Here is a 15,853-nt window from a genome sequence, read left to right as displayed (position 1 = left end):
CAATGAGCCTAATGGAATAAGAATAAAATCACATATTAACTTTTAAAACAAATTCTGGAGGAACCGCCCGTGCCCTTCAAAGTCCTGGCCATCAACCCCGGCTCCACCTCCACCAAAATAGCGGTGTACGAGGACGGCAAAGCCATATTCAAAGACACCCTGCGCCACTCCGCCGAGGAGCTGGCCCCCTTCAAGCGGATCACCGACCAGTTCGACTTCCGCAAGCAGGTGATCGAGGACGCCCTGGCCAAGGGCGGGATCAACATCAAGGACCTCAGCGCTATCATCGGGCGGGGAGGCTTGTTCAAGCCGATCCCCTCGGGCACCTACGCGGTCAACCAGGCCATGCTGGATTATATCAAGGCCGGCACCGGCGGGGACCACGCCTCCAACCTCGGCTGCCTGATAGCCGACGACCTGGCCCGCGACGCCGGGGTCAAGTCCTACATCGTGGATCCGGTGGTGGTGGACGAACTGAATCCTTTGGCCCGTTATTCAGGACTGCCGGAGCTTCCCCGGGTCAGCATCTTCCACGCCCTCAACCAGAAGGCGGTGGCCCGCCGGGCGGCCAAGGATCTCGGCAAAAAATACGAGGAGCTGAACCTGATCGTGGTGCACCTGGGCGGAGGGATCTCGGTCGGCATCCACGAAAAGGGCAAGGTGGTGGACGTCAACAATGCGCTCAACGGCGACGGGCCGTTCGCCCCGGAGCGGGCCGGCAGCCTGCCCACCGGCGACCTAGTCAAGATGTGCTTCTCCGGCAAGTACACCATCGACGAGATGAACAAGAAGCTGGCCGGCAAGGGCGGCTGCGTCTCGCACCTGGGCACCAACGACGGTCGGGAGATGGAGGACAAGGTCAAGGCCGGGGACGCCAAGACAATTTTGATCATCCAGGCCATGGCCTACCAGAACGCCAAGACCATCGGCGAGATGGCCACGGTGGTCAACGGCAAGGTGGACGCCATAGTGCTGACGGGCTCCTTCGCCTACTTCCCGGAATTCGTGGAGTGGATCAAGGAACGGGTCTCCTGGATCGCCCCGGTAAAAGTCTACCCCGGCGAGGACGAGATGACGGCCCTGGCCGAGGCCGGAATGCGGATATTGAAAGGCGAGGAGCAGGCCAGGGAGTATGCTTGACCCCCTTGTAATGCCTGCGTAGGCAGGCATCCAGGGGTAAACCCTGAGCCTGCAAGGCCTGCCAGCCTTACCCAGGGCAGGCTTCCGGCAGGCATCCAGGAAACTGTAAAAACTGGATTCCAGCCTGCGCTGGAATGACGGTGCAATGAAACAGTACTATGTCTATATCCTGGCCAGCAAACGTAACGGTACTTTGTATATAGGCGTGACCAATAACCTTGTTCGCAGGGTTAACGAGCATAAGCAAAAAACAGTCGAAGGTTTTACTGAAAGATACAACGTGAATGTTTTGGTTTATTACGAAATATTTGATGATATACGTCTGGCGATTATTCGTGAAAAAAGATTGAAAGCCTGGAAACGTGAATGGAAGATAAGGCTGATTGAAGAACGAAATCCAGAATGGAAAGAACTGTATAACGAATTGAGCTAAACTCTGGATTCCTGCCTTCGCAGGAATGACTATCAGACAATAATAACTGGATTCCTGCTTTCGCAGGAATGACAAGAGGAGCATACATGATCAAATCATTTTCCGATCTGATGAAAGAGGCCAAGGCCAAAGGGCCCAAAAAAGTGGCGGTGGCGGTGGCCCAGGACGAAGTGGTCCTTGAGGCTTTAAGCGACGCGGCCAAAGAGAAGATCGCCACTCCAATTTTATTCGGCGACAAAAAGGCGATAGAAGATGCCGCCGTCAAGGCCAAGGTGGACATCAAGGGCTGGGAACTGCAAGACATCAAGGACATGGCCGAGGCCTCAAAGGCCGCGGTGTCCGCGGTCTCCTCGGGTCGGGCCGATTTCTTGATGAAGGGGCTGGTGGCCACCTCCACCTTCCTAAAAGCCGTGCTGGACAAGGAAGTGGGCCTGCGCACCGGGCGCCTGCTGTCCCATGTGGCGGTGATGGAATCGTCGTCCTACCCCAAGCTGATACTGGTCTCGGACGGCGGGATGAACGTCAAGCCCGACCTGATGGCCAAGGTGGACATCATCAACAACGCGGTGGAGATATCGCAAAAGCTGGGGGTGGAAAAGCCCAAGGTGGCCGTGCTGGCCGCCATAGAAGTGCTCAACCCGGAGATGCAGGAAACCATAGACGCCACCCACCTTTCCAAGATGAACGACCGGGGACAGATCAAGGGCTGCATCATAGACGGCCCGCTGGCCCTGGACCTGGCGGTCTCGGCCGAGGCCGCCGCCCATAAAAAGATCAAGAGCCAGGTGGCCGGGGAGGCCGACATCTTTTTGACCCCCGACATCGCCTCGGGCAACATGCTGGTCAAGGGTCTGATCTACCTGGGCGGGGCCCAGGCCGCCGGGATCATCGCCGGGGCGGCCAAGCCGGTGGTGATGCTTTCCCGGGCCGATTCCAAGCAACAGAAGATCAATTCCATCGCCCTGGGTGTGGTCAGCTGCTGATGACCAAACAGGCGGAGGACAATGCCAGCGGCCTGCCCTGCGACATTTACAAGGCCATCCTGGACCAGACCTATGACGGCGTGTATTTTGTGGACAACGAGAAGCGGATCACCTACTGGAACAAAGGGGCAGAAAGCATTTCCGGTTACCGGCCGGAGGAAGTGATCACTTTCCGTTGTTCCGACGACCTGCTGTGCCACATCGATACCGAGGGCCGGAGCATGTGCGGACCGCTCTGCCCCTTAAGCCGGGCGGTCAACGGCGGACAGCCCACCGGCCAGACCAGGGTCTACCTGAAACACAAGGACGGGCGCCGGGTGCCGGTGGATGTGGTCTCCTCGCCGATCAGCGGTCCCGCGGGGGAGCGGCTGGGGGCGGTCCAGATCTTCCGGGACGCCAGCATCTACGAGGAGGAGGCCAAGGCCTCGGAGCTGTTGTCCAGACTGGCGGCCATCGATCCCCTGACCGAACTGCTGAACCGGCGCAAGATTGAGATGGAGCTGGACCTGGAACTGAAGAAATCAAAGCGCCTGGGATTGCCGCTGTCCCTGATCTTCTGCGATCTGGATTATTTCAAGCACGTCAATGACCAGTACGGCCACCAGATCGGTGACGAAGTGCTGAAGGGCGTCTCCCGGCAGCTCCAGGCCGGGATCCGGGAATACGACCGGGTGGCCCGCTACGGGGGCGAGGAATTCCTGATCATGCTGCCCCAGACTAAGGCCGAGATCGCGGCCGAGATCGCCGAACGGCTGAGGCTGTCGGTGGAAAGATGGAGGCTGATCCACCAGGAAAAACTGTGGCCCTTCAATATCACCATCAGCATGGGGGTGGCCGAGCTTAACCCGAAGGAATCCTTGGATTCACTGATAGACCGGGCGGACAAGGCCCTGTACCGGGCCAAGCAGGGAGGAAGGAACGCGGTGTACGTCAGCTGACACCGGCCGCTGCGCCCCAAGAGCACTTCCCAGGCCCGGGCATAATCTGATAACAAATAACCTTTATACACAATCACAACCATAGGAGAAAAAGTGGCACAAGTTACCTCACTGAAACAAATGGCGGAACTGGTCAAGGGCGGACCGTTAAAGAGAGTGGCCGTGGCCTGCGGCCAGGATCCGGACATCCTGGGCGCTTTGGCCCGGGCGGTCAACGAAAAATCGGCCAAGGCCATCCTGATCGGCGATCAGAAAAAGACCGAGGCTCTGGCCAAGGAAAATAATATCGATCCCAAGATATTCACCCTGATCGACGAGACCGACTATAAGAAAGCGGCCGCCAGGGCGGTGGAGATGGTCAAAAAAGGCGAAGCCGACGTGCTGATGAAGGGCCTGATAGACACCGCGGTCTACGCCCGGGCCTATCTGAACAAGGAGAACGGTCTGACCACCGGGGCCACCGTCTCCCACGTGGCGGTGTTCGAAGTTCCCAACTATCCCCGGCTGCTGATACTCACCGACGCCGCCCAGATCCCCTACCCGGACTTCGGGCAGAAGGTGGACATGATCAACCATGCCGTGGCGGTGGCCCACAAACTGGGAATTGAAACCCCCAAGGTGGCGGTGCTGACCGCCACCGAAAAGGTCAATCCCAAATGGCCCTGCAGCCTGGAAGCGGCCCAGCTGGCCAAGATGGCCGACCGGGGGCAGATCAAGGGCTGCATAGTGGACGGGCCGCTGTCCATGGACGCCGCGGTCTCCCCGGAATGCGCGGCCGGCAAGGGCCTCAAATCGCCGGTGGCCGGCTACGCCGACATCCTGGTCTGCCCGGACATCCACGGGGCCAACTTCATTTACAAGACGCTGGCCCAGCTGGCCAAGGCGGAGCTGGCGGCCATGGTCATAGGCACCAGCGCCCCGGTGGTGCTGACCTCGCGCACAGATTCCGACGAGACCAAGTTCATGTCCATAGTGCTTTCGGCGCTGATGGCAAAATAACTGGGAAACTGCCAAAGCAGGGGCGTTTGAGGAGCAAGGATATCTTCCGGGCAACGTTTGAGACACAATAATAAAAGCCAGGCGATGTTGGATTCGTTCAATCGTTGATTTGCAGCCTTGCCCAGCTTTTCAAACGTCGCCTGACCCGCTTGCCTTGCCTCTCAAACAGCGCTGGGCTGTCAAAGACCGTCTCCTCAAACGTAGCACGGCAGACTTTGATGAGCATCTCTGCCGCCGCAGCACAGCTTGCTCTTGACTTTAATCTAGTTATGTCTTATCCTTAATAACCATCACGAGGGCATTTATGAAGATCGCCATCGGCACCGATCACCGGGGGTTTGCCCTTAAAGAGCAGATCAAGTCAGCCTTTTCCCTCGACAACCTGGAATTCAAGGACTTCGGGGCCCAGAACCGGGATCCCTGCGATTATCCAGACTTCGCCATTCCGGTGGCCCAAGCGGTGGCCAAAGGCGAGGCGGACAAGGGGATACTGGTCTGCAGCACCGGCAACGGCATGGCCATCGCGGCCAACAAGGTCAAGGGGGTGCGGGCGGCCATCGCCATGACCCCGGACATGGCCCGCTACTCGCGGCTGCACAACGACGCCAACATCCTGGTATTGCCGGCCGATTACATAGACCTGCAGCTGGTCCCCAAGATAGTAAAGGTCTGGCTGGAGACCGGATTCGAAGGCGGCCGTCACCAGCGCCGGGTGGACAAGATTACCAAATACGAAAATGAATAAAATTAAACGAGGTCCCTTTGACAGGATTTACATGATTTTTTATTCGGAGAATGCCCAGGGAATCATGTTGATACTGCCTATCCCAGGAAACGTCGGATAGTAAAACATAACCAAAAAGAACGGAAGCATACACTTCATGAAAAATATCCTGTCATTCTGTCTTACGCTACTGTTATTGTCAATCTCGGCCTTAGCTGCCGGGGACAAGCCCGGACTGAAGGTGGGCGACCCGGCTCCTCCCATAGTGCTGAAGAACCTGGACGGAGGATCCACTTTTTATCTCCGCGATTACTGCGGCCAGCCCAGAACCCCCCGCACCCGACAGCAGCGGGACGTGGTGGTCTTAAGCTTCTTCACCACCTGGTGCGAGAACTGCAAAAAGGAGATCCCCTGCCTGCAGGAGATGGCCTCGCGCTTTGCCGGGGACAGCGTCCGTTTTTACCTGGTGAACGTGGGTGAAGCCCGGGACACGGTGGAGGCTTACATCTTCCAGCGGGTGATCTCGCTTCCCATTCTGCATGACGAATTTTCGGTTACCTCCCAGAAATACAAGGCCAACAGCCTGCCGACCCTGGTGGTGATTGACAAGGCCGGCAACATCGCCGAATACCATGTGGGCTTTCAAGCAGGTTACGAGAAGGAATTGGAGGCCAAGCTCAATCTATTACTGGGCAAGACCAGGCCCGAAAGCCTGGCTGCGGCGATAAAAGCGGACACCACGGTTACGGATACGGTCAAGGCCAAGCCCAAGAGCAAGAGCAACGGAAAGAAAATAAAACCCAAAAATATCTAAACAACACAGGGTAAGGTAAAAACAAAATGTCCATTTTACAAAACAAAGATCCCGAGATCTACCAGTCGATAATTGACGAGACCAAACGCCAGGAATACGGCCTGGAACTGATCGCCTCCGAGAACTTTGTCTCCGAGGCGGTGCTGGAGGCCCAGGGTTCCGTGATGACCAACAAATACGCCGAGGGCTATCCCGGCAAGCGCTACTACGGCGGCTGCGAGTTCGTGGACGTGGCCGAGAACATAGCCCGGGACCGGGCCAAGCAGCTGTTCGGCTGCGAATACGCCAACGTCCAGCCCCATTCCGGCTCCACCGCCAACCAGGCGGTCTACTTTACCTACTGCCAGCCGGGCGACACGGTGCTGGGCATGGACCTGGCCCACGGCGGCCACCTGACCCACGGCTCACCGGTGTCCTTCTCCGGCAAGATGTACAAGATAGTCTCCTACGGGGTCAAACGCGAGACCGGTTACATCGACATGGACGACGTGGCCAGAAAGGCCCGGGAGCACAAGCCCAAAATGATCATCGTGGGGGCCTCGGCCTACAGCCGGCACTACGAGTTCGCCAAGTTCCGGGAGATCGCCGACGAGGTGGGGGCCTTCCTGTTCGCCGACGTGGCCCATCCGGCCGGGCTGATCGCCGCCGGGCTGCACCCCTCGCCCATTCCCCATTGCCATGTGGTGACCACCACCACCCACAAGACCCTGCGCGGGCCCCGGGGCGGGATGGTGCTGATAGGAAAAGATTCCGAGAACCCCTTCGGCCACAAGATCAAGGTCAAGGCAGGCGAAAGGCTGAAGCTGATGTCCGAGGTGATGGACAGCACGGTGATGCCCGGCATCCAGGGCGGCCCCTTGATGCATGTCATCGCCGCCAAGGCGGTGGCCTTCAAGGAGGCTTTGGACCCGTCGTTCAAGATCTACGCCCAACAGGTGATAGACAACGCCCGGGCCCTGGCCCAGAGCATGGTGGAACGCGGCTACCAGATAGTCTCCGGCGGCACCGACAACCACGTGATGCTGATAGACCTGACCAATAAGAACATCACCGGCAAGGAGGCCGAGAACGCCCTGCACGCCGCCGGGATCCCGGTCAACAAGAACATGGTGCCGTTCGACGCCCGCAGCCCCTTCGTGACCTCAGGCTTCCGGATGGGAACCGCCGCTTTGACCACCCGGGGCATGAAGCAGAACGAGATGAAACTGGTGGCCGGGATGATAGACAAGGTGTTGGCCAATCTCAGCGATGAAAAAATAATTCAGGGAGTCACCGGCGAGATCAGGGAACTGTGCCGGGAATTTCCGCTATACCCCAACCGTTTGAAAGGGTAGATCAAAATGGCTGAAAAAATCAACCTGGGCCGGGTCCAGTTCGGCGAGGTGGTCACCAAGGCCCTCAAGGAGCGCTGGTCCGGGGTGCTGACCATCGAGAACCCGGAATACACCGAATATGTGGAGTTCAAGAACGGGTCCATCGGGGGCTTTTCCTCGGCCGAGCGCAAAAAACTGCTGGGCGAGATACTGACCGCCGGCGGCCACCTCAGCACCGAAGATTTGGACAGGGCCATCGCCACCCAGAAGGCCAAAGGCGGACGAATCGGCGACATCCTGGTGGAAATGGGACTGATCACCAGGCAGCGGATAGAGGAAGTGCTGGCCATCCATCAGATGAGCATCCTGGCCCAGAGCCTTTCAGCCAAGGATGCCGAGCTTTCGTTTGAGCCGGGGCTGACCCTGGCCGACAAAGGATGAGCAAAGCCCCGAAGAAAACACAACCGGCCGGGACGGAACATCTGCGTCCCAGCTGGGATCGCTATTTCATGGAGATAGCCTTGCTGGTGTCCAGCCGGACCACCTGTCTCCGCCGTCAGGTGGGGGCGGTGATCGTCAAGGACAAGAGGCTTTTGTCCACCGGCTACAACGGGGCGCCGGTGGGCCTGAAACACTGCGCCGAGCTGGGATGCCTGCGCCAGAAGCTGGGGGTCAAGTCCGGGGAGAAACACGAACTTTGCCGGGCCATTCATGCCGAGCAGAACGCCATCATCCAGGCGGCCACCTTCGGGGTGCCGCTGCAGGGAGCCTCGATCTACATCACCCATTTCCCCTGCGTGCTCTGCTCCAAGATGATCATCAATGCCGGGATCAAAAGGATCGTCTATTCCCAGGGGTATCCCGACCAGATGTCGCAGGACATATTGAAGGAAGCCAAACTGAAGACAGAGCTGCTAAAGCCATAGATGAAACAGACCTCCGAAAATAAAAAGGCCAAAACCTACATCGGGCTCGGTTCCAACCTGGGAAACCGGCTGGGCAACATCCGCTTTGCCCTGGCCGCCATGGGCCAGATGCCGGGATCCTCCGTGCTGAGGATGTCTGCGGTCTACGAGACCGAGCCCTTCGGCAACCCCGACCAGCCGAAATTCCTGAACGCGGTGGTGGAGCTGGAGACCAGCCTGGCACCGGCGGTGCTGCTGAAATCCCTGCAGCGGATCGAACACCATATGGGCCGGGTGCGCCAAGTGAAGTGGGAGCCGCGGGTGATAGACCTGGACATCCTTTATTTCGGCAGCCAGGTGATAAACACCCCGGACCTGAAGGTGCCTCACCCGGAGCTTTCCCTGCGGGGGTTCGTGCTGGTGCCCCTCTGCGACCTGATCCCCGACTTCGAGGATCCCGCCAGCCGGCAGAAGGTGAAGGTTCTGCTCAAAAAGGTCCCCCGGACCAAGGGGGATGTCAAAAAGATGGAGACGGCCAATTTTTAAATCGGTTTACCTTTTGCCACAAAAGGCACATATACCGTTATAACATTACTACGTAATAACGTTAAACGTGTTTGTATTTGTGATTTATGTGCATTATGCGGCCATTCCTTAAAACCATAAAGCCCTAATAATTTGTATCATGATGGATTCAAGAATTCCCAGATACGTGGCCATAGAAGGCGTGATCGGCGTGGGCAAGACCACGCTGGCCAAGATGCTGGCCGAGCGGTTTCACGCCAAGCGGGTGAACGAAGAGGTGGAGGCCAACCCCTTCCTTTCCAAGTTCTATTCCGACCGCCGGGCCTACGCCTTCCAGACCCAGATATTCTTCCTGCTCTCCCGCTACAAGCAGCAGCAGGGGATCCTGCAGCAGGACCTGTTCGGACAGCAGATGGTATCCGATTACCTGTTTGCCAAGGATAAAGTGTTCGCCTATCTCAATCTGGATCAGAATGAGATCGCCCTGTACGAGAACCTGTGGAAACTTTTAGAACCGGGGATCGTCAAGCCCGATCTGGTGGTCTACCTCCAGGCCGAGATAGATCTATTATCTAAGCGGATCAAGGAACGAGGGCGTCCCTTTGAGCATAACCTGTCCCGGGATTACCTGGCCGAACTGTCCGAGGCCTACAATCATTTCTTCTTCAATTATACCGAGACCCCGCTGCTGGTGGTCAACGTCAACCAGATAGATTTGGTCAACCATCCCGAGGATTTTGATGACCTGGTGCAGAAGATCTGCCAGCCGCATCCCGGTACCCGCTATTACGTTCCGGCCGGCACCAAAAAGGACAAAAAGAAACCCAAACCAGTTGAAGCCAAGGAGCAGAATTTGCTCCCGGAGTGATAGAGGTGATCTCCGGACAAACTTTAATACTAACAGTGTTGTGGTTTAGATATTTGGGACATTGTTATTTGTTTAGAGTTTGATGATTATGGTTTAACAGAAACATATATATCAATCACAAAAAAGGGGATACCGCTATGATTGACTGGAAGGGATCCTTTGTAGCTTTGGTAACGCCGTTCCGCAACGGGGCTCTGGATGAGCAGGCTTTGGAACGGCTTTTGGATTATCAGATCGCAGCCGGCACCCAGGGAGTGGTTCCCTGTGCCACCACCGGGGAGGGCCCGACCATCCTGCCGGATGAATATCTCAGGATCATGACCATGACCATGAAAAAAGGCAAGGGGAAGTTCAAGGTGCTGGCCTACACCGGCAGCAACGACACCCTGCGGACCATCACCCGCACTCAGGAGGCCGAGAAACTTGGAGTGGACGGAGCCCTGGTGGTCACTCCATATTATAACAAGCCCAGCCAGGAGGGGCTGTACCAGCACTTCAAGTCGGTAGCCTCGGCCACCAAACTTCCCATCATGCTTTACAACGTGCCATCCCGCACCGGGGTCAGCCTGGAGCCCCCCACCATTGCCCGGCTGGCTGAGCTCAAGAACATAGTGGCGGTCAAGGAAGCCTCTGGCAACTTAGACAACGCCAGCCAGATCATGGCCCTGTGCGGAGACCGGATCGCGGTCTTCTCCGGCGACGACCTGCTGACCCTGCCCATGCTGGCGGTAGGGGCCAAGGGCGTGGTCTCGGTGCTGGCCAACGTGGCTCCCAAGGACGTTTCCAAAATGGTCGGTTATTTTTTGAACGGCAAGATCGACGAGGCCCGCCAGATACACCTGAAACAGTTTCCCCTGACCAAATCCCTGTTTGCCGAGACCAGTCCCGGTCCGATCAAGGCCGCCTTGAACCTGCTGGGTCTGTGCCACGCCGAGATGCGGATGCCTCTGGTGGACGTATCCGATGAAACCCGGAAAGCGGTGAAGGCAGAACTGAAAAAATACGGCCTGCTGAAGCAATAGCCCAATCACGGAACTTTTTTAGACGATACCTTTACCGCGGAAACACGGAATATCGAAAACGAGGGATAAATTTAAATTGTCCTGACAGCAACAAAGCCCCCAACCCTGTTCAATCGTTATGTCCCGACTGCTGCTGCATATCTGCTGCGCCCCCTGCCTGTGCCACCCTTACCAGGTGCTGTCGGCTGAAAATGTCGATTTTACTGGCTTCTGGTATAACCCCAACATCCATCCCTATAAGGAATACCAGGCCCGGCTCCAGTCGGTCAGGGATTTCGCCCGGGAACACAAAATGCCGGCGGTATTCCGTGACGACTATCCCCTAGAGCAGACGCTGGAGCTTTTGTCCCGGGAGCGCTGCCAGAGCTGCTACCGGCTTCGGCTGGATGAGACCGCCCGTCAGGCCCGGGCTTTAGGGTTTCAGGCCTTCTCCAGCACCCTGCTCTACAGCATATACCAGAAACACGACCTGATCCGGGATCTGGGAACGGAGATCGGCAAAAAGTACGGAGTGGATTTCTTCTACCGCGATTTCCGGACCGGCTGGGAGGAGGGGCGCAAAATTTCGATGGAGGAAAACCTGTACCGCCAGAAGTACTGCGGCTGCATCTTCAGCGAGAGGGACAGATACCAAAAAGCAGAAAACAAAAACAGAAATCAAATACCAGAATAAATGAGCCAGAACAAAGAACAGTTGACCAGGGTCGGGGTATCCATAGAGCTTTCCCTGATGGAGAAGTTCGATCGGATGATCGAAAAGAAGGGCTACACCAACCGCTCCGAGGCCTTCCGGGACATTGTCAGGAACGTCTTGGCCGAGGGAGAGGCCGAAAGGGGTAAGGAGATGGTGGGGTCCATTTTGATAGTCTACGACCATCACCACCCCCGCCTGGTGGAAAAGCTGCTGGCCCTACAGCATGACTCCGACGCCAAGATCATCGCTTCGCAGCACGTCCACCTGGACCATCACCATTGCATGGAGACCATCATCGTCAAAGGCCCGACGGATAAGCTGGAGGCCCTGCAGGGAAAGATCGGAGCCTTAAAGGGGGTGGGGCAGTGCCTGCTTTCCAAGACCAGCTGCCGGGTGCTGCACTGAAATACGATCATGGAGGATAGCGAATGAAATGGAATGTCAACCTGTTCTACAGTCCTGCGGTCCGCTGGATGGAGAGGGGTCTGGCCCTGGCAATGCTGGCTGGTGTCCTGCTCGCGGCCGTAAACGGCGGGATCACCATGTCTCAGATGGACTGGACCGCGAAGGAAACATTTTATGAGCTAATATACAGGGTTCTGCTGCTGGTGATAGGCCTGGAGCTGGTCAGGATGCTGGTCACCCACAGCCTTTCGGCAGTGCTGGAACTTTTAGCCTTCGTGATAGCCAGAAAGATGCTCAAACCAGACCTGACCTCACTGGACATCATCCTGAGCGTGATCGCATTCGTGGTGCTGCTGGGAGGCCGGCGGTATTTGATCAGCCCCACCTGCTATTCACCGGGCGAGCTGGGGGAGGGAAAGGCAGTCAGCCCCGAAAATGGTAAGATATAGCTCGGGGGATGGAAGGCAAAGATCTTCCGGGGTGAAAAATATCCTTGACATCCGTCATAAATCGTGCTACAATTTTTAAATTCGTAGCACGATTTTATTTTTAGTAAGCGGAAAATGAAAAACAAAATAACTGCCCTGCTGGCCGTGGCCATGGCAATGTCCGGCTGCCTGAAGAAGGAGCAACCGGCCCGGCTGACCGTGGTCACCTCCTTTTATCCCATGTACATCATGGCGGCCAACATCGTCAAGGATGTTCCCGGGGTCGAACTGGTCAACCTGGCCCCGCCTTTTTCCGGCTGTCTGCACGATTATCAGATGACCCCGCAGGACATGAAGACCTTGGGCCGGGCCGATGTCCTGGTGGCCAACGGCGCGGGGATGGAGTCATTCCTGGCCAAGGTCACCAGCCAAAACCCAAAGCTGACTGTGATAGATGCCAGCCGGGGCATCGATCTGATCGTATATCAGGGAACCACCAATCCTCACATATTCGCAGGCATCTCAGGAGCCATGGCCCAGGTGCAAAACATCGAGGCCGGAATGGAAAAAGCCGATCCGACGCAAACCAAACAATACCGCAAAAATGCCGGGATCTATCTGGCCCGGCTGGATTTTCTGAAAAACAGGATGCACCTGGCTCTCAAGGACATCAAGAACCGAGACATCATAACCTTTCACGAAGCATTTCCCTATTTCGCCCGGGAGTTCGGACTGAACATCCTGGCCGTGATAGAAAGGGAGCCGGGATCCGAACCCAGCGCCGGGGAGCTGGCCCGGACCATCGGGATCATCCGGAAAAACAAGGTCCAAGCCATTTTTGCCGAGCCCCAGTATCCGGCCAAGTCGGCCGAGGCCATAGCCCGGGAGACCGGGGCCAAGGTGTTCACCCTGGATCCGGCGGTCACCGGCCCGATGGAGCCCGATGCCTACCTTAAGGCCATGGAGAAGAACCTGGAGGTGCTGCGGGAAGCACTTCGCTAAAAAAATAATTGGTGACATGATAAATCGGAGGCTTTGACAATGCACATGGCAGACGCCCTGATATCTCCGGTGGTGGGAGGGGCAATGTGGGCCGCTACTGCAGGCGTGGCCGCCTATTCCATAAAAAAGGTCCAAAGCGACATTGATCAGAAAAAAGTTCCCCTGATGGGCGTAATGGGAGCTTTCATCTTTGCCGCCCAGATGATAAATTTTTCCGTTCCCGGCACCGGTTCCAGCGGACACTTGGGCGGGGGGCTTATTTTAGCCATCCTGCTTGGACCCTATGCCGGATTTCTGACCATGGCCTCCATTCTGACCATCCAAGCCCTGTTCTTTGCCGACGGCGGACTGCTGGCCCTGGGAGCAAATATTTTCAACCTCGGTTTCTTTACCTGTTTTCTGGCTTACCCGCTGATCTACAAAAAAATAATCGGCCGGGAATTCAGCGCTAAACGGAAAATGACCGCGTCAATGGTTTCTGCTATTGTGGGACTTCAGCTGGGAGCTTTCGGGGTGGTGCTGGAGACGGTATTATCCGGGAAGACCGAGCTGCCATTCAGGGCCTTTGTGCTGCTGATGCAACCGATCCATCTGGCCATCGGGATCGTGGAGGGGTTGGTGACGGCAGCCGTGGTATCCTTTGTCTGGAAGGCCCGGCCGGAGATCATGGAGAAAGCCGCTTTGAATCAGGCATTGGGCAACTTGTCCATTAAAAAGGTTATGATCGGTCTGGCCGTTATGGCGGTGTTTGCCGGCGCAGTGCTTTCCTGGTTCGCTTCGTCCCACCCCGACGGGTTGGAGTGGTCCATATTCAAGACCTCGGGCCGGGAAGAATTGGAGTCCACCGATCCCGCTCATAAAAAAATGGCAGCAGTGCAGGAGGAGACGGCGTTCCTGCCGGACTACGGATTCAAGGTTTCTGGAGACGAATCACCAACCAAGGGACAAAGTGAAAAATGGCCGGCAGTCAGTGCCGGGACAACCGTCTCCGGCCTGGTGGGCGGTTCGATGACCCTGTTGCTGGCGGCTTTCATGGGCTTCGTGATAAACATGAAAAATAGAACAGGCAAAAAGACATAGATACTAAATGCCCAATTTAGTAAACGCCACATATAACATCAGACGGTTTGATGAACTGGCCCGGCAGGATTCATTCATACACCGCCTGCACCCCCTGGCGAAACTACTGGCCACGCTGATTTATACGGTGGTGCTGGTATCCTATGATAAGTACGCCACCATTGCCCTGATGCCTTTTCTGATCTTTCCGGTGTTCATGGCGGCGGCGGGACGGATACCGGCCGGCCCGATCCTGAAGCGGCTGCTGTATATCGAACCGATGATCATTTGCGTGGGGCTTTTAAACCCCCTGTTTGACCGGAGCACAACGGGCATTTTGGGATATTCTGTATCCTCCGGTTGGTTGATACTCATCTCCATCGTCATCAAGGGAAGCCTGGCGGTAACCTCGGCCCTGATCCTGATGGCCACCACCGGGATGGACGGGATAGCCTTGTCGTTGAGAAAACTAAAGGTCCCGAAAATATTCGTCCTCCAGTTGATGCTGACCTACCGGTATATAACGGTTCTGCTGGAGGAGGCCGCCCGCATCATTCAGGCTTATTCGCTTAGGGCCTTTGATCCAAAGGGCCTCAAGCGGGAGGTGTGGGGTCCCTTGCTGGGGCAGATCCTTTTAAGAACTTTGGACCAGGCCCAAAGGGTCTATGGTGCCATGTGCCTGAGGGGTTTTAACGGGGAATATAACACCGGGAAAAATACCAGTCCTGGGTTCGGCGATTATCTGTTCGTGGCCGGCTGGGGGGCATTCATTGCCGCTTCACGGGCGGTCAACCTTCCCCTATGGCTGGGCAATATTCTTATTGGTTCCGTAAAATGAGCCATCATATAACCGAAGCGAAAGATTTGTTTTACGCATATCCCGACGGCCATCAGGCGCTCAACGGGATATCTTTTCGCATTCATCACGGGGAATCGGTCGGCGTCATAGGCGCTAACGGGGCGGGAAAATCTACGCTGTTGATGCTTTTGAACGGCATACTGACACCTTCCCGGGGGGAGGTCATAATAGGCGAGGTCAAACTGAACAAAGATACTATAAACATGATCCGGCAGAGGCTGGGCATGGTGTTTCAGAATCCGGACGATCAGCTTTTCATGACCACGGTATTTGACGATGTGGCCTTCGGGCCCCGCAATCTCAAACTTGACGAAACCCAGGTGAAGCAGAGGGTAACCTCTGCTCTGGAACAGGTCGGAATTGTTCAGCTCAAGGATCGGGCGCCGTTCCATCTTTCGGCCGGGGAAAAGCGGGCGGCGGCCATAGCCTCGGTACTGTCTATGTCTCCGGACATCCTGATCCTGGACGAGCCGACCTCGTCGCTGGACCCAAGGTCCCGGCGGCGTCTGATGGACACCCTGAAAGGCTTTGCACATACCAAGATAATCACCTCGCATGATCTGGACATGGTGCTGGAATTGTGCCAGAGAACAATAATCATCAAAGACGGGCGGATAATTTCCGATGGTCCAACCAAGGATATCATAACCGATAAAAAACTGATGGAGGAGGCCGGGCTGGAGGTGCCGATGAGCCTGCAGAATTGTCCGGTATGCGGTGGGACGAAATAAAGAGCAGATTT

20 protein-coding genes are annotated in these 15,853 nt (G+C 56.4%); all 20 read left to right on the top strand.

The window, feature by feature from the left end:
• The first annotated feature begins 69 nt into the window (after positions 1 to 69).
• The 20 genes from buk (at position 70) to HZA73_00245 (ending at position 15,842) form a co-directional block, all read left to right on the top strand.
• The gene (buk, locus tag HZA73_00340; GenBank protein MBI5804473.1) at positions 70 to 1,140 is read left to right on the top strand and encodes a butyrate kinase; all 1,071 of its coding nucleotides are present in this window, start codon (positions 70 to 72) and stop codon (positions 1,138 to 1,140) included.
• A 145-nt stretch (positions 1,141 to 1,285) separates the two neighbouring features.
• Positions 1,286 to 1,573, top strand: a complete 288-nt coding sequence (locus HZA73_00335; GenBank protein MBI5804472.1) for a GIY-YIG nuclease family protein — start codon at positions 1,286 to 1,288, stop codon at positions 1,571 to 1,573.
• Between the two features lie 86 nt (positions 1,574 to 1,659).
• Positions 1,660 to 2,556, top strand: coding sequence for a phosphate butyryltransferase (locus HZA73_00330; protein ID MBI5804471.1), 897 nt, complete (start codon positions 1,660 to 1,662; stop codon positions 2,554 to 2,556).
• Positions 2,556 to 3,494: a sensor domain-containing diguanylate cyclase gene (locus HZA73_00325; protein MBI5804470.1), complete on the top strand. Its 939-nt coding sequence runs from the start codon at positions 2,556 to 2,558 to the stop codon at positions 3,492 to 3,494. The genes HZA73_00330 and HZA73_00325 overlap by 1 nt, the downstream gene beginning before the upstream one ends.
• Positions 3,495 to 3,614: 120 nt before the next feature.
• Positions 3,615 to 4,493 (top strand): bifunctional enoyl-CoA hydratase/phosphate acetyltransferase, encoded by an 879-nt coding sequence (locus HZA73_00320; protein ID MBI5804469.1) that lies wholly within the window; start codon positions 3,615 to 3,617, stop codon positions 4,491 to 4,493.
• Between the two features lie 304 nt (positions 4,494 to 4,797).
• Entirely contained in the window at positions 4,798 to 5,238 is a 441-nt protein-coding gene (rpiB, locus tag HZA73_00315) for a ribose 5-phosphate isomerase B (protein ID MBI5804468.1), read from the top strand.
• Positions 5,239 to 5,374: 136 nt separating this feature from the next.
• A complete protein-coding gene (locus tag HZA73_00310) occupies positions 5,375 to 6,031 on the top strand; it encodes a TlpA family protein disulfide reductase (GenBank protein ID MBI5804467.1) in 657 nt (218 codons plus the stop codon).
• Between the two features lie 26 nt (positions 6,032 to 6,057).
• The gene (locus tag HZA73_00305) at positions 6,058 to 7,365 is read left to right on the top strand and encodes a serine hydroxymethyltransferase (protein MBI5804466.1); all 1,308 of its coding nucleotides are present in this window, start codon (positions 6,058 to 6,060) and stop codon (positions 7,363 to 7,365) included.
• A 6-nt stretch (positions 7,366 to 7,371) separates the two neighbouring features.
• On the top strand, positions 7,372 to 7,785 hold the full coding sequence (locus HZA73_00300) for a hypothetical protein (GenBank protein MBI5804465.1): 414 nt from the start codon (positions 7,372 to 7,374) through the stop codon (positions 7,783 to 7,785).
• Positions 7,786 to 7,826: 41 nt separating this feature from the next.
• Positions 7,827 to 8,270, top strand: a complete 444-nt coding sequence (locus HZA73_00295; GenBank protein ID MBI5804464.1) for a cytidine/deoxycytidylate deaminase family protein — start codon at positions 7,827 to 7,829, stop codon at positions 8,268 to 8,270.
• A complete protein-coding gene (gene folK, locus HZA73_00290; GenBank protein ID MBI5804463.1) occupies positions 8,271 to 8,795 on the top strand; it encodes a 2-amino-4-hydroxy-6-hydroxymethyldihydropteridine diphosphokinase in 525 nt (174 codons plus the stop codon).
• Between the two features lie 142 nt (positions 8,796 to 8,937).
• Complete coding sequence (locus HZA73_00285) at positions 8,938 to 9,642, top strand: deoxynucleoside kinase (GenBank protein MBI5804462.1); 705 nt, start codon at positions 8,938 to 8,940, stop codon at positions 9,640 to 9,642.
• A 137-nt stretch (positions 9,643 to 9,779) separates the two neighbouring features.
• Positions 9,780 to 10,664: a 4-hydroxy-tetrahydrodipicolinate synthase gene (locus HZA73_00280; GenBank protein MBI5804461.1), complete on the top strand. Its 885-nt coding sequence runs from the start codon at positions 9,780 to 9,782 to the stop codon at positions 10,662 to 10,664.
• A gap of 118 nt (positions 10,665 to 10,782) precedes the next feature.
• Complete coding sequence (locus tag HZA73_00275; protein ID MBI5804460.1) at positions 10,783 to 11,337, top strand: epoxyqueuosine reductase QueH; 555 nt, start codon at positions 10,783 to 10,785, stop codon at positions 11,335 to 11,337.
• Entirely contained in the window at positions 11,338 to 11,763 is a 426-nt protein-coding gene (gene nikR, locus HZA73_00270) for a nickel-responsive transcriptional regulator NikR (protein ID MBI5804459.1), read from the top strand.
• Positions 11,764 to 11,831: 68 nt separating this feature from the next.
• Positions 11,832 to 12,212: a hypothetical protein gene (locus tag HZA73_00265; protein MBI5804458.1), complete on the top strand. Its 381-nt coding sequence runs from the start codon at positions 11,832 to 11,834 to the stop codon at positions 12,210 to 12,212.
• A gap of 114 nt (positions 12,213 to 12,326) precedes the next feature.
• Positions 12,327 to 13,193 carry a zinc ABC transporter substrate-binding protein gene (locus HZA73_00260; protein ID MBI5804457.1) on the top strand — a complete coding sequence of 289 codons (867 nt, stop codon included), beginning with the start codon at positions 12,327 to 12,329 and terminating at the stop codon, positions 13,191 to 13,193.
• Positions 13,194 to 13,232: 39 nt separating this feature from the next.
• Positions 13,233 to 14,273: an energy-coupling factor ABC transporter permease gene (locus tag HZA73_00255; GenBank protein MBI5804456.1), complete on the top strand. Its 1,041-nt coding sequence runs from the start codon at positions 13,233 to 13,235 to the stop codon at positions 14,271 to 14,273.
• 7 nt (positions 14,274 to 14,280) lie between these two features.
• Positions 14,281 to 15,090 (top strand): cobalt ECF transporter T component CbiQ, encoded by an 810-nt coding sequence (cbiQ, locus tag HZA73_00250; GenBank protein ID MBI5804455.1) that lies wholly within the window; start codon positions 14,281 to 14,283, stop codon positions 15,088 to 15,090.
• On the top strand, positions 15,087 to 15,842 hold the full coding sequence (locus HZA73_00245; GenBank protein MBI5804454.1) for an ABC transporter ATP-binding protein: 756 nt from the start codon (positions 15,087 to 15,089) through the stop codon (positions 15,840 to 15,842). The genes cbiQ and HZA73_00245 overlap by 4 nt, the downstream gene beginning before the upstream one ends.
• Positions 15,843 to 15,853 lie beyond the last annotated feature (11 nt).

Source organism: candidate division TA06 bacterium, assembly GCA_016235665.1.
GTDB lineage: Bacteria > Edwardsbacteria > AC1 > AC1 > EtOH8 > UBA5202.
The sequence above is the reverse complement of the archived record's forward strand: the minus strand, read 5'-3'. Positions and strand labels throughout refer to the sequence as shown.